General features: G+C 71.1%; 22 protein-coding genes. 6 read left to right on the top strand and 16 right to left on the bottom strand.

Going from position 1 to position 22560, the window contains the following annotated elements:
• The first annotated feature begins 7 nt into the window (after positions 1 to 7).
• Entirely contained in the window at positions 8 to 1999 is a 1992-nt protein-coding gene (locus ACT2CW_RS48870; protein ID WP_445521270.1) for a SpoIIE family protein phosphatase, read from the top strand.
• Here ACT2CW_RS48870 and ACT2CW_RS48865 read toward each other — a convergent pair.
• The 3 genes from ACT2CW_RS48865 to sigJ all read right to left on the bottom strand — a co-directional run bounded on the left by ACT2CW_RS48865 (position 1996) and on the right by sigJ (position 4398).
• Positions 1996 to 2451, bottom strand: coding sequence for a cupin domain-containing protein (locus ACT2CW_RS48865; protein WP_445521289.1), 456 nt, complete (start codon positions 2449 to 2451; stop codon positions 1996 to 1998). The genes ACT2CW_RS48870 and ACT2CW_RS48865 overlap by 4 nt on opposite strands.
• A 5-nt stretch (positions 2452 to 2456) precedes the next feature.
• A complete protein-coding gene (locus ACT2CW_RS48860; protein ID WP_445521269.1) occupies positions 2457 to 3395 on the bottom strand; it encodes an NADP-dependent oxidoreductase in 939 nt (312 codons plus the stop codon).
• 112 nt (positions 3396 to 3507) lie between these two features.
• A complete protein-coding gene (sigJ, locus tag ACT2CW_RS48855; RefSeq protein ID WP_445521268.1) occupies positions 3508 to 4398 on the bottom strand; it encodes an RNA polymerase sigma factor SigJ in 891 nt (296 codons plus the stop codon).
• A gap of 304 nt (positions 4399 to 4702) precedes the next feature.
• Here sigJ and ACT2CW_RS48850 point away from each other — a divergent pair, with 304 nt between their 5' ends.
• Positions 4703 to 6064 carry an NAD(P)/FAD-dependent oxidoreductase gene (locus ACT2CW_RS48850; protein ID WP_445521267.1) on the top strand — a complete coding sequence of 454 codons (1362 nt, stop codon included), beginning with the start codon at positions 4703 to 4705 and terminating at the stop codon, positions 6062 to 6064.
• Between the two features lie 17 nt (positions 6065 to 6081).
• Here ACT2CW_RS48850 and alc read toward each other — a convergent pair whose 3' ends face one another.
• The 4 genes from alc to ACT2CW_RS48830 form a co-directional block, all read right to left on the bottom strand.
• Entirely contained in the window at positions 6082 to 7227 is a 1146-nt protein-coding gene (gene alc / locus ACT2CW_RS48845; protein ID WP_445521266.1) for an allantoicase, read from the bottom strand.
• Between the two features lie 28 nt (positions 7228 to 7255).
• On the bottom strand, positions 7256 to 8605 hold the full coding sequence (allB, locus tag ACT2CW_RS48840; RefSeq protein ID WP_445521265.1) for an allantoinase AllB: 1350 nt from the start codon (positions 8603 to 8605) through the stop codon (positions 7256 to 7258).
• Positions 8606 to 8665: 60 nt separating this feature from the next.
• Positions 8666 to 10153, bottom strand: coding sequence for an NCS1 family nucleobase:cation symporter-1 (locus ACT2CW_RS48835; RefSeq protein WP_445521264.1), 1488 nt, complete (start codon positions 10151 to 10153; stop codon positions 8666 to 8668).
• A 105-nt stretch (positions 10154 to 10258) separates the two neighbouring features.
• Complete coding sequence (locus tag ACT2CW_RS48830; protein WP_445521263.1) at positions 10259 to 10993, bottom strand: aspartate/glutamate racemase family protein; 735 nt, start codon at positions 10991 to 10993, stop codon at positions 10259 to 10261.
• A gap of 291 nt (positions 10994 to 11284) precedes the next feature.
• Between ACT2CW_RS48830 and ACT2CW_RS48825 the strand changes: the two genes are divergently transcribed.
• Positions 11285 to 12076: an IclR family transcriptional regulator gene (locus ACT2CW_RS48825; protein ID WP_138916985.1), complete on the top strand. Its 792-nt coding sequence runs from the start codon at positions 11285 to 11287 to the stop codon at positions 12074 to 12076.
• A gap of 214 nt (positions 12077 to 12290) precedes the next feature.
• On the opposite strand, the gene ACT2CW_RS48820 is transcribed toward ACT2CW_RS48825, so the two are convergent.
• Complete coding sequence (locus ACT2CW_RS48820; RefSeq protein WP_372455196.1) at positions 12291 to 12677, bottom strand: DUF5955 family protein; 387 nt, start codon at positions 12675 to 12677, stop codon at positions 12291 to 12293.
• A gap of 205 nt (positions 12678 to 12882) precedes the next feature.
• Here ACT2CW_RS48820 and ACT2CW_RS48815 point away from each other — a divergent pair, with 205 nt between their 5' ends.
• A complete protein-coding gene (locus ACT2CW_RS48815) occupies positions 12883 to 13491 on the top strand; it encodes a nucleotidyltransferase family protein (RefSeq protein WP_445521262.1) in 609 nt (202 codons plus the stop codon).
• Positions 13492 to 13623: 132 nt separating this feature from the next.
• Complete coding sequence (gene aceB / locus ACT2CW_RS48810; protein ID WP_445521261.1) at positions 13624 to 15243, top strand: malate synthase A; 1620 nt, start codon at positions 13624 to 13626, stop codon at positions 15241 to 15243.
• Between the two features lie 64 nt (positions 15244 to 15307).
• On the opposite strand, the gene ACT2CW_RS48805 is transcribed toward aceB, so the two are convergent.
• The 7 genes from ACT2CW_RS48805 to ACT2CW_RS48775 all read right to left on the bottom strand — a co-directional run bounded on the left by ACT2CW_RS48805 (position 15308) and on the right by ACT2CW_RS48775 (position 21252).
• On the bottom strand, positions 15308 to 17149 hold the full coding sequence (locus ACT2CW_RS48805; RefSeq protein ID WP_445521260.1) for an alpha-L-fucosidase: 1842 nt from the start codon (positions 17147 to 17149) through the stop codon (positions 15308 to 15310).
• A 170-nt stretch (positions 17150 to 17319) separates the two neighbouring features.
• Complete coding sequence (locus ACT2CW_RS48800; protein WP_445521259.1) at positions 17320 to 18690, bottom strand: 8-oxoguanine deaminase; 1371 nt, start codon at positions 18688 to 18690, stop codon at positions 17320 to 17322.
• 52 nt (positions 18691 to 18742) lie between these two features.
• Positions 18743 to 19624 (bottom strand): factor-independent urate hydroxylase, encoded by an 882-nt coding sequence (gene pucL / locus ACT2CW_RS48795; RefSeq protein WP_445521258.1) that lies wholly within the window; start codon positions 19622 to 19624, stop codon positions 18743 to 18745.
• 5 nt (positions 19625 to 19629) lie between these two features.
• Positions 19630 to 19968: a hydroxyisourate hydrolase gene (gene uraH / locus ACT2CW_RS48790; RefSeq protein WP_164427820.1), complete on the bottom strand. Its 339-nt coding sequence runs from the start codon at positions 19966 to 19968 to the stop codon at positions 19630 to 19632.
• The gene (gene uraD / locus ACT2CW_RS48785) at positions 19968 to 20558 is read right to left on the bottom strand and encodes a 2-oxo-4-hydroxy-4-carboxy-5-ureidoimidazoline decarboxylase (protein ID WP_445521257.1); all 591 of its coding nucleotides are present in this window, start codon (positions 20556 to 20558) and stop codon (positions 19968 to 19970) included. The genes uraH and uraD overlap by 1 nt, the downstream gene beginning before the upstream one ends.
• 74 nt (positions 20559 to 20632) lie before the next feature.
• The gene (locus ACT2CW_RS48780) at positions 20633 to 21004 is read right to left on the bottom strand and encodes a helix-turn-helix domain-containing protein (protein WP_164427817.1); all 372 of its coding nucleotides are present in this window, start codon (positions 21002 to 21004) and stop codon (positions 20633 to 20635) included.
• The gene (locus tag ACT2CW_RS48775) at positions 21001 to 21252 is read right to left on the bottom strand and encodes a hypothetical protein (RefSeq protein ID WP_164427815.1); all 252 of its coding nucleotides are present in this window, start codon (positions 21250 to 21252) and stop codon (positions 21001 to 21003) included. Before ACT2CW_RS48775 ends, ACT2CW_RS48780 begins: the two co-directional genes overlap by 4 nt.
• Positions 21253 to 21332: 80 nt before the next feature.
• On the opposite strand from ACT2CW_RS48775, the gene ACT2CW_RS48770 reads away from it, so the two are divergent.
• Positions 21333 to 21563, top strand: a complete 231-nt coding sequence (locus ACT2CW_RS48770) for an e9imm peptide (RefSeq protein ID WP_445516656.1) — start codon at positions 21333 to 21335, stop codon at positions 21561 to 21563.
• Between the two features lie 9 nt (positions 21564 to 21572).
• On the opposite strand, the gene ACT2CW_RS48765 is transcribed toward ACT2CW_RS48770, so the two are convergent.
• Positions 21573 to 22504 (bottom strand): IS5 family transposase gene (locus ACT2CW_RS48765; protein WP_445516655.1). Its coding sequence is split into 2 segments (ribosomal slippage): positions 21573 to 22124 and positions 22127 to 22504, totalling 930 coding nucleotides; the frame shifts between segments, so codons are not numbered across the junction.
• Positions 22505 to 22560: the final 56 nt, after the last annotated feature.

The raw sequence follows: 22560 nt of genomic DNA, 5'->3' as shown, positions 1-22560 counted from the left end.
GAGTGCGTTGAGATTGTTGACCGAACTCCTCGAGAGGGCCACGCCGTCGGCTCTCTTGACCCTGAACGGCGTCATCCACCGCCTCAACGCCGCGATGGCCACGGCGCTGGGCAGGCCGTGGGAACAGTGCGTAGGTCACGCATTCAGTGATCTCTTGCCCGTCAATCAGCGCCTCGCGGCGCAAAACCTGCTGACGCACGGGGCCACGACGAAGAGGCTCGCGATGCGTGTGCTGGAGTTCCCCGGGACGGGCACAGCATCCGTGGTCTGCCTTGTCGAGGCGCGGCCGGTGCGGGATCCCGCGGGCGGTGAGTTCGTGTGGGTGCATTCGTTGGACGCGAAGCACGACCTGGGCGGGTTGCTGATCCCGTTCCAGCTCGCGGCCAGGTCCGCCGGCCTCGGCCTGTGCATGTGTTCGCCCCATGAGCACCAGGTCGAGTGGATGGGCGGCGCACCTGCTCTGGCCGCGCTTTTCCCGCAGGCGTCCGTGCCCCTGTCCACGGTGGTCCGGCAAGCCCACCCCGATGACCGCAAGGGCTTGCGGCGGCTGGTGCGCCCGAACGCCGCCCAGTCCCCCTGGATCAGGTCGCGGTTCCTCACCGAGCACGATGGCTGGCGCGTACTGACCAGCCAGACTCGCCGGGTCACGTTGGGGTACGGCGGTCCCGAAAGGGTCTTCGGGGTGATCCGCGACGACACCCAGCTGGAGGCGCGCCGAGCGGAAATGCTGGCCGCCGTGAGCGCCGAGCGGCAGCGCACCGAGGAGATCGCCGCGTTCTCCTCCGCCCTGTTCACCGCCGCCACCGAGCAGGAGCTGCAACAGGCCATCCTGACCCGGCTGGCCGCGGCCTTCGGCGGTACCGGCGCCCTCTTCGCGCTCGTCGACGACGGGCGCCTGCGGGTTTCCTCGGATGCCCAGATCCCCACGTGGCAGGCCGACGCCCTGCACGGCCTGTCGCTGGATGATGACCGCCCACTGCCCCATGCCATCCGCACCGGCCGGCCGCAGTTCATCCCCGGCCAGGAGGAGCTCGCCCGACGTTGGCCGCACGAAGACAGCCTGCCCCTCCGGCGCCCCGGCCCCGACCTCGCCATGTCGATCACCCCCCTCAGCCCGGTGGGCGACCAGCCGCTGGGGGCCTGGGCGGTGACGTACGACAGCGAGCGCCCCCCGCCCCCGGAGCAGCTCGCCTTCATGACCACTCTGGCCGAGCTGGCGGGCCAGGCGCTCAGGCGCATCAGGTTGCAACAGGCCCACGTCGAACTGTCGACGGCGCTCCAGCAGAGCATGCTCCCCACACTGCCCGAGCGCCTCCCGGGCCTGAAGATCGCCGCCCGCTACCAGCCCAGCCGGCGCGGGCTCGATATCGGCGGGGACTGGTACGACGCGTTCCTCCTGCCCGACGGTGCGGTCGCACTGGAGATCGGCGACGCCCAAGGGCACGACGTGGACGCCGCGGCCTTCATGGGACAGGTGCGCTCGTCCCTGCGCGCGATCACCGCCCAGGAACCGGAGCCGGGAACCGTGCTGACACGCACCAACGATCTGCTCGTCACCATGGACGCACCACGCTTCGCCAGCTGCACCATGCTGCGCATCGACCCGCGCGACGGACAGGTCACCGGCGCCAGCGCGGGCCATGTGCCGCTGCTCTTGGCACGCGACGACGGCGGCCACGACATCCACACACTGTGCGGCGGTCCGGTACTGGGCGTCGTGCCCGAGACCGACTACCCCGAGGAGACCTTCACGCTGGCAGAGAACACCGCGCTGGTCCTGGTCACCGACGGCGTCGTCGAAGGGCCGGGGCTGCCCCTGGAAGCCGGGCTGGAACGCGCGGGAACGCTGGCCGGCCAGGCCCTCCACGACCGCCTCGACGTCGAGGCGACGGCAGACCGAATCCTCGACGCCGCGGTCGCGGTGGACCACCTCGACGACGTGGCCGTCCTGGTGGTCCGACGCGCTGAGGAAGCGGCCGACCGCGTGACGACGGGCTAGGACCTCGGGTCGTCGACCTTGAGCTTGTCTCCGGTGTTGGAGACGTAGACCACCAGGAGCTTGGCCCGTTCGGTCCGGCTGGTGTTCTCGGTCAGGACGTGGTGAGCACCCGGCCGCTCGACCCAGTTCTCACCCTGGCGGTAGGTCCTCACCGGCTTGCCGGCGAGTTTGCTGCGCACGGTGCCCTCGAGGACGTAGGCGTAGACGAACGCCTTGCCGTGCCGGTGCGGCTTCGCGCGTGCGGTGGGCGGGAAGTCGACGACCATCGAGGTGAACGACTTGCCCTTCACATTCGGGAGGGGCTGCTGGAGCAGGGGCTTGACGGTTTCGGTGGGGTGCTTCGACGTCACGGCCGCGGCGGGTGTCTTGGCGCGGGCGGACTGGTCCGAGGCGGTGCAGGCCGTGGCCGCGGTCAGCGTGGCGACGGCCAGCAGGCCACCGGCGAACCGCATTCCGGTCACGATGGGGCTCCTGTTCGGTCTTCCGCGACGCGGATGATCGCCTTGCCCGGGGTGCGGGTGGTGGGGGCGAACGCGGCGGGTGCTTCGGTGAGTGGCCGTACGGCGCCGACGACGGGCTTGAGCCGGCCGTCCCTCACTCGCGTGACGAGGTCGGTGAGCCGGGCGCGGTCGGGTTCGACGACGAAGAAGACGGCCCGCCCGTCCTTGGGCCGGACCTTGGGCGGCGTGGCGATGGTGACCAGCGTGCCACCAGCCCGGACCAGGGCGGCCGAGCGGTCGAGGATGTCGCCGCCGATCACGTCCAGTACGACGTCGGCCTCGCCGACGTCCTCCAGCTTCTCGGTCTGCGGGTCCAGGAAGGTGTCGACGCCCAGCGCCAGCGCCCTGTCCCGGTCGGCGGACCGGCCGGTGCCGATGACGCGGGCGCCGACCTCGCGGGCGAGCTGTGCCGCGATCGAGCCGACGCCGCCCGCGACACCATGGATCAGGACGGTCTGGCCCGTGGCCAGGCGGCCGTGGTCGAACAGGGCCTGCCATGCGGTCAGCCCGGAGATCGGCAGCGCGGCGGCCACGGTGTGGTCGACGTCCGCCGGCAGCGGGGCGAGGTTGCGGGCCTCCACCGCGACGTACTCGGCGAGAGTGCCGTTGCGGGCCCAGTCAGTCAGGCCGAACACGCGCTGGCCGACGCTCAAGCCGGTGGTGCCGAACCCCAGCTCTTCGACGACACCCGACAGGTCGTGCCCGGGCACGCTCGGCGTCCGGTCACGGCCCGCGCGATCGGTCCACGTGCCCGGCCAGTCCAGCTCTCCAGGGGTGAAGCCCGCGGCGTGCACCCGCACGATGACGTCGTTCTCGGCCGCGTGGGGGTAGGGCATGTCCGTCAGGGACAGCCCGGCGAGACCGGCGTCACGGTCTCGCACGGTGATGGCTTGCATAAAGGTCCTTACCGGGGAAGGGTGCCGAGCGCGCGGCCCCTTCACACCGGGCTCATCGCGGCTCGTCTGGTTCTCATCAGGGAGACGAGGCAGCCCCTCGGGGTGTGACAGCTCAGAGGTGTGAAAGCTTGTCCGGGTTGATGACCCTGCGGTACGCGGCTATCAGACCGTCCGTGATCTGTAGCGTATCCACGGAGTAGACACGGCCCTCCCGGTGGAACACCAGGGCGAGCTCGCCGCCGACCTCGACGAGGTCGATGCGGTCCGGACGCCACTGGCGGCCCACCCGCACCATCACCTCGGCGACGCGCTCACCTCCGTGGATGAGCTTGCGCGCCGCGGCGGCCTTGCCGCCGCCGTCGGTGACGTAGACAGCGTCCGGGTGCAGCAGCTTCACCAGGCCGGCCAGGTCCCCGGCCTCGTACGCGGCGCGGAAGACCGCGAGTACGCGTTCACGCTCCGCTTTCGACGCCTGCGGCGTGGACTGCTTCGCCTTGGCCACCCGCCGCCGTGCCCGCGAGGCGAGCTGCCGGGCACCCGGCACGGAGACATCCAGCACCTCGGCGATCCGGCCGAACTCAAGGCCGAAGACATCGTGCAGGACGAAGGCCACCCGCTCCGGTGGGCTCAGCTCCTCCATGATCAGGAGCATCGCCGAACTGACGGACTCGTCGACAAGGACCGGCTCGGATGCGTCCGGTCCCGTCAGCAGCGGTTCCGGCAGCCACGGCCCGACGTAGGTCTCCCGGCGGAAACGGGCACTCTTGAGAATGTCGTACGACCGCCGCGCGGCCATCGTGACCAACCAGGCCCTCGGATCACCGACGTCCCGCAGATCCGCTCCGGCCGCCCGCAACCACACATCGTGGGTCACGTCCTCGGCATCGGCCACGCTCCCCAGCAGGCGGTAGGCCACACCGAAGACCGCGGGCCGGTGGCTCTCCCAGTCGGCCCCGAGCACGTCCTCCCGCCCAGACGGCCCCGGCGCGTGCCCGTCACCCATGCAGACGCAACCTCCTCCGGTTCGCGGATCCAGAGTAGCCATCCGAACTCGTGATCCGCGGTGCGCCGCACCCGGAGGACGGGCGGACGCCAGGCGCCGCGTTCCAAGGGCCTCCTGCGGCCTTGACCAGCCCCGGTTCCCTTCCCGGAGCTGTCGCTGAGACCCCCGGCCTCCTCACCTCGGCGCGCACATCTTGCCGTGAGTCACGAGGATGGGTGAGAGGAACCGAATGCCGGAGCCTTGTGAAGCCGGCCGCAATGAGTCGGCATCCCGCAAGCGCAGCTCCCGAGAAGGGAGGGACACCGTGGCGCGACCCAGGATTCTCGTGGTGGGCGCAGGCTTCGCGGGCGTCGCCTGCGTAGGCCGTCTGGAGCGCCGGCTGGCTCCCGGCGAGGCGGACATCGCGCTCATCACGCCGGTCTCCTACCAGCTGTATCTGCCGCTGCTGCCGCAGGTCGCGGCGGGCGTACTCACTCCGCAGTCGGTGGCGCTCTCGCTGCGCCGCGGAAGGTACCGCACCAGGATCATCCCGGGCCTCGCCATCGGCGTGGACGCCCGAGCCAAGGTCTGCGTCGTCCGCCGGATCACCGGGGAACTGACGAACGAGCGCTACGACTACATCGTGCTCGCGCCCGGCAGCGTGACCCGCACCTTCGACATCCCCGGCCTGAAGGAACACGGGCGCGGCATGAAGACGCTCGCCGAGGCCGCGTACCTGAGGGACCACGTCATCGCCCAGCTCGACCTGGCCGACGCCGCTGTCGACGAGCAGGAGAAGATCTCCCGACTACAGTTCGTCGTCGTCGGAGGCGGCTACGCGGGCACTGAGACGGCGGCCTGTCTACAGCGGCTCACCACCCACGCGGCGCGGCGCTACCCACGGCTCGATCCGGGCCTGATCAGGTGGCACCTGATTGACATCGCGCCGAAACTCATGCCCGAGCTGGGCGACAAGCTCGGCCGCAGCGCGATGGAGGTGCTCCAGCGGCGCGGGGTGGAGATCTCGCTCGGCGTGTCCGTCGCCGAGGCGAGGCCGGACCAGGTCACCTTCACCGACGGCCGGGTCGTCCCCACCCGGACCTTGATCTGGACCGCGGGAGTGGTCGCCAGCCCGCTGGTGGGAACGCTGGGGGCCGAGACGGTCCATGGACGGCTCACCGCCACCGCGCAGATGACGCTGCCCGGCTTCGACGGCGTCTTCGCGCTGGGCGACGGCGCCGCCGTACCCGACCTGAAGGGGGGCGACGGCGCGGTCTGCCCGCCCACCGCGCAGCACGCCCACCGGCAGGCCAGGACAGTGGCGGACAACGTCATCGCCACGCTCCGCGGCGAGCCGCTTCGGTCCTACCGGCACAGGGACCTCGGTCTGGTGGTCGACCTGGGCGGGAGGGACGCGGTCGCCAAGCCGGTGGGCGTCGAGCTGCGCGGGATGCCCGCGCAGGCGGTGACCCGGGGCTACCACGTGGGGGCGATGCGCACCAATGTCGCCAAGGCGCGGGCGTTGACGAACTGGATACTGAACGCCGCCGCGGGCGACGACTTCGTACGGATCGGGTTCCTCTCCGAGGAACACCCGTCGCTGCGGCACTTCGAACAGACCGACGCCTACCTGACACCGCGGCAGGTGCGGGAGCACACCGCGTCACTCGACGCCGACCGGCGCTAGAGCTCGACGAAGTGCCACTAGCCGCCCAGCTCCGCATGGCGCGCCGCCAGCCGCCTCGCGCCCTCCTCCGTCAGCGAGCCGTGCAGCCGTAGGCGGGCCACGCCGCCGTCCGGGTAGATGTCGATCCGGACGTGGGTCACCGGTGGGGACGCGTTCAGGAGGAAGCGGTGGACCGTGTCGGGCTGGAGGGGGGTGCGGGGCAGGAGTTCGGTCCAGGCCGGGGCCGTGGGGTTGGCCGGGTCCGCGCCGGTGGTCGCGTCGAGGCCGTACAGCGCCGCCCAGCCCGGTGCGTTGCCCTTGTAGCAGCCGGTGTCGATCTCCACGGCGCGGATGGTCCCCTGGGCGGCGAGGCGGTAGCGGACCCAGTCGTGGCCGGTGTCGCGGCGCCGGCGGGTCTCCCAGCCCTCGTCCATCCGGCGGGGGCGGCCCGGCCCGATGGAGTTGGCGGGCGGGGAGTAGAAGCGGTCGGAGGCGTCCTCGGCCGCGCCGCCGTACTCCAGCGCCACCAGGTCGAAGGTGCCGAGGGCGGTGAGCCACGCCGGGTCTGGGGCGGCCTCGCCGTGGACGCGGAGGCGGGCGATGCCGCCGTCGGGGTGCTGCTTGAGGCGGAGGTGGGTGAAGCGGCGGCGTACGGAGACGGGGAAGCCGTTGGCCGCGTGGCCGCCGATCTGCGTACGGGGGACGAGCTCGGTCCATACGACGTCGTCGGCGAGGAGCTCCTCGGGGGACGGCGTGCCGTCCACCGCCGTGGCCTCGACGCTCACCGCGCGCGGGTAGTTGCCGCGGAAGTGGGCGGTGTCGACGACGATGCCGTGGACGACCCCGGGCGCGCCGAGGCGGATCAGGGCCCAGTCGTGGTCGTCCTCGGCCGGGTGCGGGGTGCCGGCCGAGGCCCCGCGCCGCCGCCGGGTCTCCCAGCCGTCCATGACCTTGCCCTTGTGGCCGAAGGACTCGGGGTCGAAGCGCGGGTCCTCGGGCTTCAGCAGGTTCTCGCGCTCGGCGAAGAACTCGTCGTTGGCCGCGATCACGCTTCCGCCGAGCCGCCGGTCGGCCAGGTCCACGAGATGGGTGAAGGGGAGGTCGGCGGTCCGGTAGTCGGCGTACGGATCGCCACCGCCGTACGGGGCGGCGTCGCCGGTGAAGCGGGGGATCGGCGCGGTCATGTGCGGGGCTGCCTTTCCATCGGCGCGGTCATGTGCGGGCTTGCCTTTCCAGGAGTCGGCCGGTGGGATCCGTCGGCGTGCCGTGGTCGGCGATCTTCCGGCCGCGCAGCCATGTGGACCGTACGACGCCGTACAGCGTTCTGCCCGCATAGGCGGTGACCTGGTTGCGGTGGTGGAGGGCGGCGGGGTCGACGGTGAAGGTCTCGTCGGGGGCGAGGACCGCGAAGTCGGCGTCGCGCCCGGGCTCGATGGCGCCCTTACGGTCGAGACCGACGAGCGCGGCGGGGCCGGTGGACATCCAGCGGGCCACGTCGTGGAGGGTGTGGCCGCGCCGCCGGGCCGCCGTCCAGACGGCGGGGAGCCCGAGCTGGAGCGAGGAGATGCCGCCCCAGGCCCGCCCGAAGTCGTCGACCTTGAGTTCGGCCGTGCAGGGCGAGTGGTCGGATACCACGCAGTCGATGTCCCCGGCCGCCAGGCCCGCCCACAGCGCGTCCTGGTTGGCGGCCTCCCGGATGGGCGGACAGCATTTGAACTCCGTGGCACCGTCGGGGACTTCCTCGGCGGTGAGGGTCAGGAAGTGCGGGCAGGTCTCCACGGTGATCCGGACGCCCTCGCGCCGTGCGCCGGCGATCAGCGGCAGCGCCTCGGCGGACGAGAGGTGCAGGACGTGGACGCGGGCGTCCAGCTCGCGGGCGAGGGCGATGAGACCCGCGATGGCCTCGTTCTCGGCGGTGCGCGGGCGGGAGGCGAGGAAGTCGGCGTAGCGCGGGCCGGTGGGCGGCGGGGCGCCGTCGATGAGGCGGGCGTCCTCGGCGTGGACGATCAGCAGTCCGCCGAAGCTCGCGATCTCGCGGAGGGCGGTCCGGAGCCGGTCGGGGTCGAGTGGCGGGAATTCGTCCACGCCGGAGGGGAGCAGGAACGCCTTGAAGCCGAGGACGCCCGCGTCGTGCAGCGGCCGTAGCTCGGGGACGTTCCCGGGCACGGCCCCGCCCCAGAACCCGATGTCGACATGGGCCGACCGCCGGGCGACGGCCCGTTTGACCTCCAGGGCCGGGACGGTGGTGGTCGGCGGGACGCTGTTGAGCGGCATGTCGACGAGGGTGGTGACGCCGCCGGCCGCGGCGGCGCGGGTGGCCGAGCCGAAACCCTCCCATGCGGTGCGGCCGGGGTCGTTGACATGGACGTGGGTGTCGACGAGGCCGGGGAGCAGGACGTCGTCGCCGAGGTCCTCGACCCGCGCGCCCTCCGGATCCGGGGCGTCATACGGCCCGACGGCCACGATGCGGCCGTCGGCGACGGACACGGAGGCCGCGCGCGGGCCGTCCGGCGTGACCACGTTGGCCGAGCGCAGCACCAGCTCGACGTCGGACACCGACATCCTCCTCACCCGCCAACTCCGGATTTTCCGCTAACCGGAATTCATTTTTCGTTGCATTTTTCACTCCGCCGTCGGTCCGGTCAAGGCCCTGCCCGCCGTGACCTGCGAGGGAATCGGTACATCGGCCAGTTCGCCACCGACGCGGACCTTCGCGGACCTCACGGCATAGATGACCCCGGCGATGGCCATTCCGAAGACCCAGGAGAACGGGGCCACATCCTCGAACCCCTTGACCAGGGCCAACACCGCCGAGACCGTGGCGGAGGGCACGAAGGCGATGATCGCCTCCGGGTTGAAACCCTTGCGGTAGTAGTACGCCCCCGCCTTGTCGGCACTGAAGAGCGCGTCGACATCGATGTTTCCGCGCCGCACCAGGTAGTAGTCCACGAGCAGCACGGCGACCAGCGGGCCGAGGAAGGCGCCGAGAGCGCCCAGGAAGTACTGGATGACGACCGGGCTCGAGTAGAGCTTCCATGGCATGACCACGATCGCGAGCACCGCCGTGATCATGCCCCCGCGCCGGAAGTCGAGGTACTTCGGCGCGAGGTTGGCGAAGTCGTACGCGGGCGAGACGAAGTTCGCCACGACGTTGATGCCGATGGTGGCGACCATGAAGGACAGCGCGCCGACCACCGTGACCACCGGGTTGTCGATCCGCGCGATGACCTGGACCGGATCGGAGATCGCCTCGCCGAAGACCGAGATGGTGCCGGCCGTCATCAGCACCGAGACGACGGCGAAGGCGGTGAAGTTCACCGGCAGTCCCAGCAGATTGCCGCGCCGGTAGGCCCGGTGGTCCGGGGTGAAGCGCGCGAAGTCGGCGTAGTTGAGCACGAGGGTGAGGAAGGTGGCGACGGTCAGGCTGACCGCGATCAGGCTCTGGTGGAGCTGCTCGCGCCCGCTCAGCCCGGTCAGGCTGTCGGTGAGCGAGATGTCGCCACCCGCCTTGGCGATCAGCCACACGGCGAGCGCGAGCATGACCAGCCAGACCACCGGGCCGGTGGCGAGGTCCTGCACCTTGCGGATGAACTCCATGCCCCGGGTGAGCAGCACCGCCTGGAGCAGCCACATCACCAGGAAGGCGATCCAGCCGAGGGTGGACAGCCCGAAGACGGAGTTGTGGTCGTATTCGGCGAGCGAGGGCGCCAGTTGGACGCCGAGGAGGATCAACGCCTCCGACGCCAGCCAGGTCTGGATGCCGTACCAGGCGACCGCCATCACCGCCCGCAGAAGGGCGGGGATATTGGCCCCGTACACACCCCAGCTGGCCCGTGCCAGCACGGGGAAGGGCACTCCGGTGCGATGGCCGGCATGGCCCATGCGGTTCATGAACCAGTAGAGAATGGTGACACCGGCCAGCAGGGACAGGAAGACCTCCCAGGTGGGCAGCCCCAGCACAAACAGGCTCGCCGCGAAGGTGTAGTTGCTGATCGCATGGGTGTCGGACATCCACATGGCGAAGATGCTGTACGTTCCCCACTTGCGCTCCACGGCGGGCGCGAGGTCTTCGTTGTGGAGACGGGGGTCCGGTTCGACGGGTGATGCCATGGCGCCCTCCATAAGAGTCGTCCGGAATAACTTTTCCGCATGACGGTGCCTTGAAGGTGTTGCCGTTCGATTACGCCGACGTTGCCCGCGGACTCACCCGTGGGATCAGGACGGCCGGGCGCTGACAGGCCAGCCGCCGATGGCCTTGGGACGGGGCGGGGCGAAGGTGCGCACCTTGCTGGTGGAGAGACCGAGCCCGACCACCGACTCGGCGAACCGCACCGCGGCGGCGACGCCGTCCACGACCGGGACCCCGCCCAGCGCCGCCGAGACCTGGTCCTGGAGCCCGGCCATGCCACCGCACCCCAGGCAGATCACCTCGGCGCCGTCCCGCTCCACCACCTCGCGCGCGGTCCGCACGATGGCCTCGACGGTCCGCTCCGGGTCTTCCTCCAGCTCCAGCACGCCCAGGCCGGTGCCGCGCACCGCCGCGCAGCGCTGCGCCAGCCCGGCGATGAGCAGCCGGTCCCTGATCTGCGGTACGGCCCGGTCGAGAGTGGTGACGACCCCGTAGGCGTGGCCGAGCATCATGGCCATCTGGGCAGCGGACTCGGTGATGTCGAGGACCGGTACGTCGAGGAGTTCCTGCGCCCCCTCGCGGCCCGGCTCGCCGAAGCCGGCCATCACGAGGGCGTCGAAGGGCTCGTCGTACGTGGCCAGTCGGTCCAGTACGGCGGCGGCGCTGAGATAGCCCTCGAAGTGGCCCTCGATCGACTCGGGCCCCCACAGCGGCTCGGTGGCCACGATCTCGGTGCCGGGGCTCGCGCTCGCCTCCGCGATGGCCCGGATCGAGGCCGTCATGGAGGCGGTGGTGTTGGGGTTCAGCACGAGGATGCGCATGGGACTCCCGCAGCGGTTCCGGTCCAGTGATTCAGGACATCGATTCCGTATGATGAAAGTTGACTTTCGATACAGAGAACCTAGCCAGCGCCGCCACCGGCGTCGAGGGAACCCGGTATTCCGGCATCGGCCGATCATGGCCAGTCCCCTATACCGGCCGTGACCGGCACCGACAGCATTTCCAAGCCCGCTGTGGGCGTCGCCGGGGACCGGTAGGCTGCCCGTGGCCGGTCGGCAGCGGATCGTCACCGTGTGCGGGCCGGTGCCGACCGCTGTGAAAGGAACACCGACGTGCCGTCCGCCGAGTCCAAGACCGCCGCCACCACCGCCGGATCCGGTGGCGTCCAGTCCCTGGAGCGCGCCTTCGATCTGCTGGAGCGGATGGCCGACGCCGGGGGCGAGGTCGGACTGAGCGAGCTCTCCGCCAGCAGTGGACTTCCCCTGCCCACCATCCACCGACTCATGCGCACCTTGGTGGCCTGCGGATATGTGCGCCAGCAGCCGAACCGCCGGTACGCCCTGGGGCCCCGGCTGATCCGGCTCGGCGAGAGCTCGTCCCGGCTGCTGGGCAGCTGGGCGCGGCCGTATCTGGCGCGGCTGGTGGAGGAGACGGGCGAGACCGCGAACATGGCGCTGCTGGACGGCGATGAGGTGGTGTACGTCGCGCAGGTGCCCTCGCGCCACTCGATGCGGATGTTCACCGAGGTCGGGCGGCGGGTGCTGCCCCACACCACGGGAGTCGGCAAGGCGCTGCTGGCGGACACGCCCCCCGAGGAGGTGCGCGCCCTGCTGGCCCGCACCGGTATGCCCGCGGCGACGGAGAAGACGATCACCTCGCCGGACGGGTTCCTCGAGGCGCTGCGGCAGGTCCACGAGCACGGCTACGCGGTGGACGACAACGAGCAGGAGATGGGCGTGCGCTGCCTCGCCGTCCCGGTGCCCGACTCCCCCGCCCCGGCGGCCATCTCCATCTCGGGCCCGGCGGGCCGGGTGACCGACGAGGCCACGGAACGGATCGTGCCGATCCTCAAGGAGGTCGCGGCGGAGCTGTCGGACGCGCTGGCCAGCACGGGGTCCGCCTGACGGCGGAGGAAGCGACGGCGGGCCGTCCGGGCAAGCGGGGGTGGCCCGCTGAGCCGCCACCGGCCGGGCCCGCCCGAACCGCCACCCGGCGCGAGCGGGCCCCGGACCACCGAGCCACCCGGCGCGCGCGGCCCCCGGACAACCGCCCGGCGCGCGCCGGGGGTGCCGAGCCGGCCCGGAAAGCGGCCTTGACCGTTGCCCGTTGGACGGTCGCTCAGTCTCTCCCTATGCCCGTCCGGGGCACGCTGCCGAATTGGTCGATCGCCGCGCGGACGCCCGTCAGGGCGGGGCCCAGGGCGCTGACCGAGCCCAGGGCGCCCGCGATGAGGAGCAGCGAGCGGCGCAGCCGGTGCAGCTCCGGGGCGCCGGTGCGGGCCATGGCGTCGAGCGCGGCCAGCTCGTCGTCCGCGATCGCCCGGTCGGGTAATTCCGCCGGGTGGGCGGCCAGATCGCGCCTGAGCCGGGCCACGGCACGGCGCAGTTCGGCCGCCCTCGGATCGTCCTCGGTGCCCGCCACTCGCCTGACTTCCACGACTGCGGCGCCCTCCACTGACAAGGCGCCGGGTTCACCCCAGAGCCTCGCGCCTTCGTTGGCCAACACTGCCCTTCTCCCCCTCGCGCCCTCTCGCACGAGCCTGCCCCCTCTCCGCATGACCGCCCCAACCCTCCACCTCGCGTGGATTCGGACACAAGGGGCCGCGGATCAGTTAACGCCACTCAGTGCACGACGCGCTATACGGAGAGCGAAAATCAGACCGGCTGGGATGAAGCCCCCGCCCGGCCCCGATGTGCGGTAAGCAGGGCCCATGGAACGTACGACGGAGGACTCCGCGCAGGTCGCCGGGATCGTGCTGGCGGCCGGGGGCGGCCGGCGGCTGGGCGGGCGGCCCAAGGCCCTTTTGGCGCATCGGGGGCGTCCCCTGGTGGAGCACGCCGCGCACGCGCTGCGGGAGGGCGGCTGCGCCCCGGTGCACATCGTGCTGGGCGCCGCGGCCGGGACCGTACGGGCGCGGGCCCGGCTGGACGGGTACCTCCTGGTGGACAACCCCGACTGGGAGGAGGGCATGGGCTCCTCGCTGCGGGCCGGGCTCGCCTCACTGGCCGGTACGGGCGCGAAGGCGGCGCTGGTCGCGCTGGTGGACCAGCCGGGGATCGGCGCCGAGGCGGTGGCGCGGGTGGTGGCCGCGTACCGCTCGCCGACCACCCTGGCGGCCGCCGCGTACGGCGGGGAGCGGGGGCATCCGGCGCTGTTCGGCGCGGACCGGTGGGCGGACATCGCGGCGAGTGCGGTGGGCGACCGGGGGGCACGCGCCTATCTGCGGGCGCATCAGTCCGCGATCACGCTCGTCGACTGCTCGGATATCGCCCGTGCGGACGACATCGACACCCCCGAGGACTTGACGCTGCTGGAGTGAGGGGCGCCGACGGGGCAAGGCGCGCAGGCGCGGTTCAACAGAAGATTGAACTTCCATCATGAGGAAATTAATATCCGCAAAGCAGAGGTCTTGCGAGCGTTCAACCGAGACTCGCCCAAGGAGTGACAGCCCATGCCCGCATCAGCGCCGTCCCCGCTGGCCATCGTCGACGCCGAACCGCTGGAGCGTCAGGGAGAGGTGCTGACCGACGCGGCCCTGGCCTTCCTGGCCGAGCTCCACCACCGCTTCACCCCACGCCGGGACGAGCTCCTCGCGCGCCGTGCGGAGCGCCGCGCCGAGATCGCCCGCACCAGCACCCTCGACTTCCTCCCCGAGACCGCCCACATCCGGGACGACCCCGACTGGCGCGTCGCCCCGGCCCCGCCCGCGCTCGAGGACCGCCGGGTGGAGATCACCGGTCCCACCGACCGCAAGATGACCATCAACGCCCTCAACTCCGGCGCCAAGGTCTGGCTCGCCGACTTCGAGGACGCCTCCGCCCCGACCTGGGCGAATGTGATCGGCGGTCAGCTGAATCTGATCGACGCCTATGAGCGCCGGATCGACTTCACCACCCCCGAGGGCAAGAGCTACGCCCTGCGGCCCGACGACACGCTGGCCACCGTCGTCACCCGGCCGCGCGGCTGGCACCTCGACGAGCGCCATCTGCGCGACGCCGGCGGCCGCGCGATCCCCGGCGCGCTCGTGGACTTCGGGCTGTACTTCTTCCACAACGCCCGGCGGCTGCTCACCCGGGGCCAGGGGCCGTACTTCTACCTCCCCAAGACCGAGTCCCACCTCGAGGCCCGCCTGTGGAACGACGTATTCGTCTTCGCGCAGGACCACCTCGGGATTCCGCAAGGGACGATCCGCGCCACCGTTCTGATCGAGACGATCACGGCCGCGTACGAGATGGACGAGATCCTCTACGAGCTCCGCGACCACGCCTCCGGGCTCAACGCGGGCCGCTGGGACTACCTCTTCTCGATCGTCAAGAACTTCCGCGACGGCGGCCCCGGTTTCGTCCTCCCGGACCGCAACGCGGTCACGATGACCGCCCCGTTCATGCGCGCCTACACCGAACTGCTCGTCCGCACCTGCCACAAGCGCGGCGCCCACGCGATCGGCGGCATGGCGGCCTTCATCCCCTCGCGGCGCGACCCCGAGGTCAACGCCGTCGCGTTCGACAAGGTCAAGGCCGACAAGGACCGTGAGGCCGGCGACGGCTTCGACGGCTCCTGGGTCGCCCACCCCGATCTGGTCCCGGTGGCCCGCGCCTCCTTCGACGCGGTCCTCGGCGACCGTCCGCACCAGAAGGAGCGGCTGCGCGAGGACGTCCACGTCACCGCCGCCGAGCTGATCGACATCGCCTCGCTCGACGCCAAGCCCACCCAGCAGGGGCTGCGGAACGCCGTACAGGTCGGCATCCGCTATATCGAGGCGTGGCTGCGCGGCCTCGGCGCCGTCGCGATCTTCAATCTGATGGAGGACGCGGCCACCGCCGAGATCTCCCGCTCCCAGATCTGGCAGTGGGTCAACGCGGGGATCGTCTTCGAGAACGGCGAGAAGGCCACCGCCGATCGGGTCCGTAAGGTCGCCGCCGAGGAGCTGGCGGCGATCCGCGAGGAGGTCGGCGAGGACGCCTTCGCCGCGGGCAGGTGGGACCAGGCGCACGATCTGCTGCTGAGGGTCGCGCTGGACGAGGACTACGCGGAGTTCCTGACGCTGCCCGCGTACGAACTGCTGGACTGACGCGGCCCGTTCACACGGCAGGGCCCCGGACCGCCACCGATGCGGTCCGGGGCCCTGCCCGTCGCTACGGCGTGTACAGCTGCGCGCGCTCCACGATCTGCTGGGGCACGCTGGGGCTGGACCACAGCAGCTTCATATGCGCCTCACCGGTCTGCTCGGTGTACTCGATCCGGATGGCGTGCTTGGTTCCGGCGCGCAGCGCGACGGTCGCCTTGTCGACCTGTGGACCGTGCGGGGTGGTGCTGTCGATGACCAGACGGCCGTCGATCCACACCCGCGCGGTGTCGTCGGAGACGGTCGAGAGGGTGTAGGTCTCGCTGTGCCGGGGCTGGAGGTAACCGGTCCAGCGGACGCCGAAGTGGTCGGCGGGGACGTCGGCGGCCGGGGAGCCGGAGAACCGCCAGGTGTGGTTGACGGTCGGGTCGGTCCGGGTGACGGCCGGCGGCCCGGTGAAGGCCTCATTGGCGAAGACCTCCTCCCGGAGCCCCTGGCCCCGCCCCTGGGGCGCGGCCGGGGCCGGTTTCACCGTCAGCTCGATCACCGAGGCGATGTCATTGACCGCCCCGCCGGAGGGGGTGAGGTCGAAGCCGTCGCCCGCCTTCGCCACCTCGACCCGCTGTCCGCTGCCCAGCACCCGGGCGCCGACCACCGTGAACGGTGCCTTCGCGGTGAGGTGGAGCGGCTGACCGGCAGCGGGCCAGGAGGTGACGGACGCGTACAGCCGGTCGCCGGACCGGCTGACCGCGCCCCAGGACGGCTCGTCCACCAGCCCGGTGGCCCCGGCCCCGTACACCGCGCGGCCCTGGTCCGAGGCCCGCAGCCAGGAGCCGATCTCGCGCAGCCGGTCGACGGAGGGCTGGGGCACCCGGCCCCGTTTGTCGGGGCCGACATTCAGCAGGTAGTTGCCGCCGCGGCTCGCGATGTCGAGGAGATTGCGGGTGAGGGTGGTGGGCGACTTCCAGTCCTGGTCGTACTTGGCGAAGCCCCAGTGGCCGTTGAGGGTCATACAGCTCTCCCACAGCTGCCCGTCCACCGGCGCGTCCGGGATCTCCTGCTCGGGCGTTCCGTAGTCGCCGTCGGCCACGCGCCGCTTGCCGACCCGGTTATTGGTGATCAGATCGGGGTCGAGCCCGTGGAGATAGGACTGGAGCCGCTCACCGTCCTGCGCGGACCAGCGGTTGGTGGGGTTGTCCGCGTCCCACTCCCCGTCGAACCAGAGCAGCGCCGGATGGTAGCTGTCGACCAGCTCCTTGAGCTGGGCGTACATCCGCTTCTCATAGCGCGGGAAGGTGGCGGGATCGGCGAAGTCGGGGTCGTGCCAGTCCCAGATCGAGTAGTAGAAGCCGAGTTTGATGCCGGCGGCGTCGGCGGCGGACTTCAACTCGGCCAGGATGTCGCGCCGTTGGTCGAAGGAGGAGTGGTCGCGCAGATTCCAGCTGTTCTGCTTGGTGGGCCACATCGCATAGCCGTCGTGGTGCTTGGAGGTGATGACGATATAGCGCTGCCCGGCGTCCTTGGCCGCCTTGACGACGGCCTTGGCGTCGAAGGACGAGGGGTTGAAGTCCTGGGCGGCGTCCTCGTACTCGTCCATCGGGATCTGGCAGTTCCGCTTGATCCACTCCGCGTCACGGCAGACGGTCCCGTCCGCCCGCCGGTATTCGCCCTCCAGCTGGGAATAGGCGCCGAAGTGGATGAACATCCCGAAGCGGTCCTGCCGCCACCAGGCGGTGCGGGCGGAGGTGAACGGATCGTCGGTCGCGTAGTCGGTTCCGGGTCCGGGCTCCCGCGCGGTGGTGGGCGCCGCGGTGGCGGCGGGAGGGCCGCTGAGGATCGTCGCCAGCACCATGCCGAGCAGAAGGCTGAGCGCTCGGAGGGGGATGACGGCCCGTCGTCTGGACGTACGCATGGCGGCTCCTGTGCTCGTGGATGGTCGGACAGGAGGGCTGGCCAGCCGCGTACGGGAACCTAGAACCGGAAAGGTTGGATGTCAACGGGGCCCGAACGCCCTGACGGGCCGCTGATGACCGCTGTAAGGCGGCCACCCCAGCGACCCATCCGATGTATTGGCGCGAACGTTCAGTCTGCTTCCGCGATCCGGGCCAGGCGCCGCGCCTCGGTGCGCGCCTCCCGCGCGATCTGGTCCTCGTCCACCGTGAGCAGTCGGCCCGACTCCACCACCGGGGCGCCGTTCACCAGGGACAGGGTCACCGGGGCTGGGGCGCCGAGGACGAGGGCCGCGACCGGGTCGGCGATGGACGAGTGGCCGAGGCCGTCCAGCTTCCACAGCACCAGGTCGGCCAGTTTGCCCGGCTCCAGCGAGCCGATCTCCTCCTGGCGGCCGAGCACCCGCGCACCGCCGTGGGTGCCCAGGCGCAGCGCCTGACGGACGTTCAGCGCCTTCTCACGGTGGCCGCCGAGCCGGTTGATCAGCAGCGCGTTGCGCAGTTCGGTGTGGAGCTCACCGGATTCGTTGGAGGCGGTGCCGTCCACGCCGAGGCCGACCGGTACGCCCGCGGCGAGCAGATCGGGGACGCGGGCGATCCCGGCGGCGAGCCGGGCGTTGGACGAGGGGCAGTGGGCCACCCCGGTGCCGGTGCGGGCGAACGCCTGGATGTCGGTGTCGTTCATATGGACGCAGTGGGCCATCCACACGTCCTCGCCCAGCCAGCCGGTGGACTCGAAGTAGTCGGTCGGCCCCATCCCGAACCGCTCATGGCAGAACTTCTCCTCCTCCACCGTCTCCGAGCCGTGGGTGTGCAGCCGTACGCCCTTGCGGCGGGCCAGCGCCGCGGACTCGCGGAGCAGTTCGGTGGTGACGGAGAAGGGTGAGCAGGGCGCGACCGCGATCCGCAGCATGGCGTCGGACGCCGGGTCGTGGTGGGTGTCGACGGCCGCCTCGGTGGCGGCCAGCGCGTCCTCCATGGACTCCACGGCGAAGTCCGGCGGCAGCCCGCCGTCGGAGGTGCCGAGGTCCATGGAGCCGCGGGCGGCGGTGAACCGCACCCCCAGCTCGCGCGCCGCGCGGATCTCGGCGCCCAGCAGATCGCCGGCGCCGCGCGGAAAGACGTAGTGGTGGTCCATGGCGGTGGTGACCCCGCCGCGCACCATCATCGCGAGCGAGCCGCGGGCCGCCGCGTGGACCATCGGCTCGTCGATCCGCGCCCAGACGGGGTAGAGCGCGACCAGCCAGTCGAAGAGGTTGCTGTCCTGGGCGAGGCCGCGGGTGAGCCACTGGTAGAAGTGGTGATGGGTGTTGACCAGGCCCGGGGTCACCAGATGCCCCGTGCCGTCGACCCGGCGGACGACGCCCTCAAGACCCTCGGGCGCGCGCCCCTCGCCCACCGACTCGATGCGGTTGCCCGCCACGACGACGTGGCCGGAGGCGTACTCGGTGTCGTGGGCGTCCACGGTGGCGACGGCGCAGTTCTCGATGACGATGCGGTTCACGGAGCGTGGCCCTCCCGTCGTATCGGTCGGTGGGGATCTGTCGGGCGAGCTGTCAGTCGGTGGGGATCCGGGGCTCGGCGCCGTCCCGCAGCACGGTGGCCTCGATGAGCCCGTACGGCCGGTCGGCGGCGAAGTAGACCTCGTTGTCGTTGGTGAGGCCGAAGGGTTCCAGATCGACCAGGAAGTGATGCTTGTTGGGCAGTGAGAGGCGTATCTCGTCGATCTCGGGGCGGTGCTCGATCACCCGCGCGCCCATCTGGTAGAGCGTCTGCTGGAGCGAGAGCGAGTAGGTCTCGGCGAACGCGCTCAGCAGATGGCCGCGCGCCTCGGCGTGGCCGTGGTCCCAGTCCGGCGTCGGCCGGGTGTCCTCGCTCCAGCCGTAGCGCCAGCGGGCGTGCACATCGGTGGCGAGGATCCGGTCGCGCGCCTCCGGGAGCGTGGTGTACCGGTCCTTCACATAGCCCCAGAACTCGGAGTCCGTGGTGTTCAGGACGGTGAGGCCGGTGAGCCCGGAGACCACCTCCCAGCGCTCGCCGTCGAAGGTGATCTGGGCGGTGCGCACCTCCTGGCCGCGGCGGACGAAGGAGTGCTCGGCGCTCCCGGCCGTCCCGATCCGCTCCCAGGCGTACTCCTCGATACGGACGCGGGCGCGGTGGATGGGCTCCTGGCTGGTGACGAAGTGGCGGGCCAGCCGGATGCCGAACTCCTCGGCCGTGTCGATGCCGTGCTCCTTGGCGAAGGCGTACACGGTGTTCTTGGTGGTGTCGGTCGGCAGGACATTGGCGTTGCTGCCGGAGAGGTGGACCTCGTCCATCTCCCCGGAGAGCGCCACCGAGACATTGAGGTCCTTGAGGTGGTGCACGGCGCCGTCGCGCACCACCCGGACGACGCGGGTTTCGGCTTTGCCGTAACTGTTCGGGCCGAGCGTGGGCATCGGTGCTAGCTCCCTCGGTAGACGGAGTAGCCGAACGGGGTGAGCAGCAGCGGTACGTGGTAGTGCTCACCCGGCTCGACGGCGAAGGCGACCGCGACCTCCGGGAAGAAGGCGTGGGTCAGATACGGCCCGGTCTCGAAGCGCAGCCGTGCGTGGGTGGTGCCTTCGGGGAGGGCGGGCAGGTCCGCGCAGCGCCCGTCGGCGTCGGTGAGGGAGTCGGCGTGCGGCGTCCACTCCGCGCCGGGCCCCGAGCGTACGGACAGCTCGACGACCACGCCCACGGCGGGGCGGCCGATGCTGGTGTCCAGGATGTGGGTGGACACCGAGGTGGCACCGCTCGCCATCACCGCTCTCCTTCCGCCGGGGCCCGCGAGGCCTCCAGGGTTTCCGCCCGGGATCCCGGGTGGGTCTCCGCCCGGGTTTCAGTCCGGGTTCCCGCCAGCGCTTCCGTCAGCCGGGTCAGCCGGATGCGGTTGATCTTTCCCAGTTCGGCACGGACGATGTCGCGCTCGGTGTCGGCGTCGTGCCGGATCCGCTCGCGCAGCGCGGCCAGCATCTCCTCGCCGGTGCGGCCGGTGGCGCAGATCAGGAAGACATGGCCGTGGCGCTCCTGGTACGCGAGGTTCAGCTCCAGCAGCTCCGCGCGCTCCGCGTCCCGTACCCCGCTCTGCTCCCGCGCCGAGGCGGCGTCGCCCGGTGCCGGCCGTCCGATGGGCGGATGGGCGGCCATCGCCTCGGCCAGGTCGGCGGCGGTCAGCCCGGCCATGGCCGCGTCGGCGGCGTCGAGCAGCTCACCGACCGTGGCGTACGGCCGCCCGGCGGCCACCGCCGCGCCCCAGGCCCGGCTGGCGCACACCTCGCGCAGCAGCGCGGCGGCGTCCCGGTCGTCCACCGCGTTGAACCGGGCCAGCCCCGGCGGTGCACTGGAAGTCACTCTCGCAAGCTAGGAGGTTCCCGCGCCGACCGTCAACAGTTTGTTGAAAAACCCCGCGCAACGACGAGGAATGATCAGTCCCCGCCCTTCTCCCGGTTGAGGTAGTTGTAGACGGTGAAGCGGCTGACCCCGAGGGCCTCCGCGACCGTCTCGACCCCGTGGCGCACCGAGAACGCGCCGCGCTGCTCGAGCTGGCGGACCACGGACTGCTTGGTCTTGCGGTCGAGGGCCGAGAGCGGTACGCCGTGGCGGCGCTGGAGGTCGGCGAGGATGCGGTCGAGCGAGTCCGACAGATGCGGCAGCCTTACGGCGACCACCGGACGGCCCTCCCAGGAGAGCACCACATCGTCGCCCCGGGCCCGGTCGGGGGCGATCATCTCGCCGCCCATGGCGTCGACGAGCGGCTTCACCGCGGCGGCGAAGGGGTGGTCGGCCGGTACGCTCACGCCTCGGCCTCCCCGAGGACGCTGACCTGGAGCGAGATCCGGGTGGCACCGGCTTCGAGGGAGCTGCGCAGCAGCCGGTCGACGGCTTCCAGCACGGCCTCCCTCCCGCCCTCCGCGGTGTTGCCGAAGGGGCCGACGTCCACGGCGTCCAGCGGGGCGGCCTGGACGGTCTCGCGGGCGGCCACGGCGTGCGGCGGCACCTCGTCGAGGTCGAACGGTTCGGTGGTGAACTCAACCCTCAATCTCACGCCGCCAACCTACTGCGTCCCGCCTAGGAGCTGTCCGGGCGATCACGCGTCCCGCTAGGGTGACCCGGTGGAGGGACTTGATGAGTGCTGTGGAGATGAGTCGCGTGGAGGCGGTCGCGCTCGTGCAGCGGATCATGCAAGCGGACTACGCCTCGGACGACGAGGTGGACGGCTGGCTGGATCGGCTCGACAGAGCGCTGGCATGCCCGTCCGGTCATGTCAGCGGCTTGATCTTCTGGCCACGGGAGCCGGAGCTTTCTGCTGATGAAGTAGTCGATCAGGCCCTGGCGTATCGGCCGATCGCTTTGTGAGGTCGCTGGTCAACTCCGAAGCCAGATAAGCAGAGCCGCGCTGGTTGTAGTGCCGAGGAAGACGTAGCCGCGCTTGTCATAGCGGGTGGCCACGGCTCGGTACTGCTTCAGTCTGTTGATCGCTCGTTCGACGGTGTTGCGCTTCTTGTAGCGCTCTTCGTCGAAACCGGGTGGCCGTCCGCCATGTGAGCCTTTGCCCAGGCGGGCGGACCGGCTGTCGGTCTTCTCCGGGATCGTGTGCCGGATGCCTCGGCGCCGCAGGTATGCGCGGCACGGGCCGTTGCTGTATCCCTTGTCGGCCGCAATGCTGTCGGGCTTCGTGCGGGGCCGGCCCGGACCGACCCGCGGAACGCGGATCTTTGCCAGCACCGTCTGGAACTGGGTGCAGTCCGCCCGTTGCCCCGGCGTGATGAACAGGGACAATGGACGGCACCGGCCGTCGGCGCTCAGGTGGAGTTTGCTGGTGAACCCGCCCCGCGAGCGGCCCAGTCCCTCACCTCCTGCACCACCTCCGCCAGCCGGGCGAGCAGGCTCTGCCACGGCGTTTCGCCCTGGTGTTCTGCCGTCTCGGCCCCCTTTGATGCAAGTGTCGGCGGCGGTTCGGTCCGGGCACCGGCCGCGTGCTGGTGGGCCCGCACGATGGTGGAGTCCACCGAAATGTCCCAGTCGATCTCGCCCGCGGCATCGGCAGCGGCCTGGACCTGTTGCAGCAGGCGCTCCCACGTGCCGTCGGCCGACCACAGCCGGTGGCGTTCATAGACGGTCTTCCACGGCCCGAAACGCTCGGGAAGATCCCGCCAGTGCACCCCGGTCCGCACCCGGTGCAGAATCCCGTCGATCACCTGCCGGTGATCCCGCCACCGGCCACAACGCCTATTGCTCACCGGCAGGAACGGCCGCAACCGTTCCCACTCCGCATCCGTCAGATCACCCCGCCCCATGCACACAACAACGACTCAGGCACAGGGCAGTCACATGATCGCCCGGACAGCTCCTA

This window comes from Streptomyces sp. NEAU-174, assembly GCF_052665095.1.
Note: the sequence above shows the minus strand (reverse complement) of the source record. Positions and strands in the feature narration are given on the sequence as shown.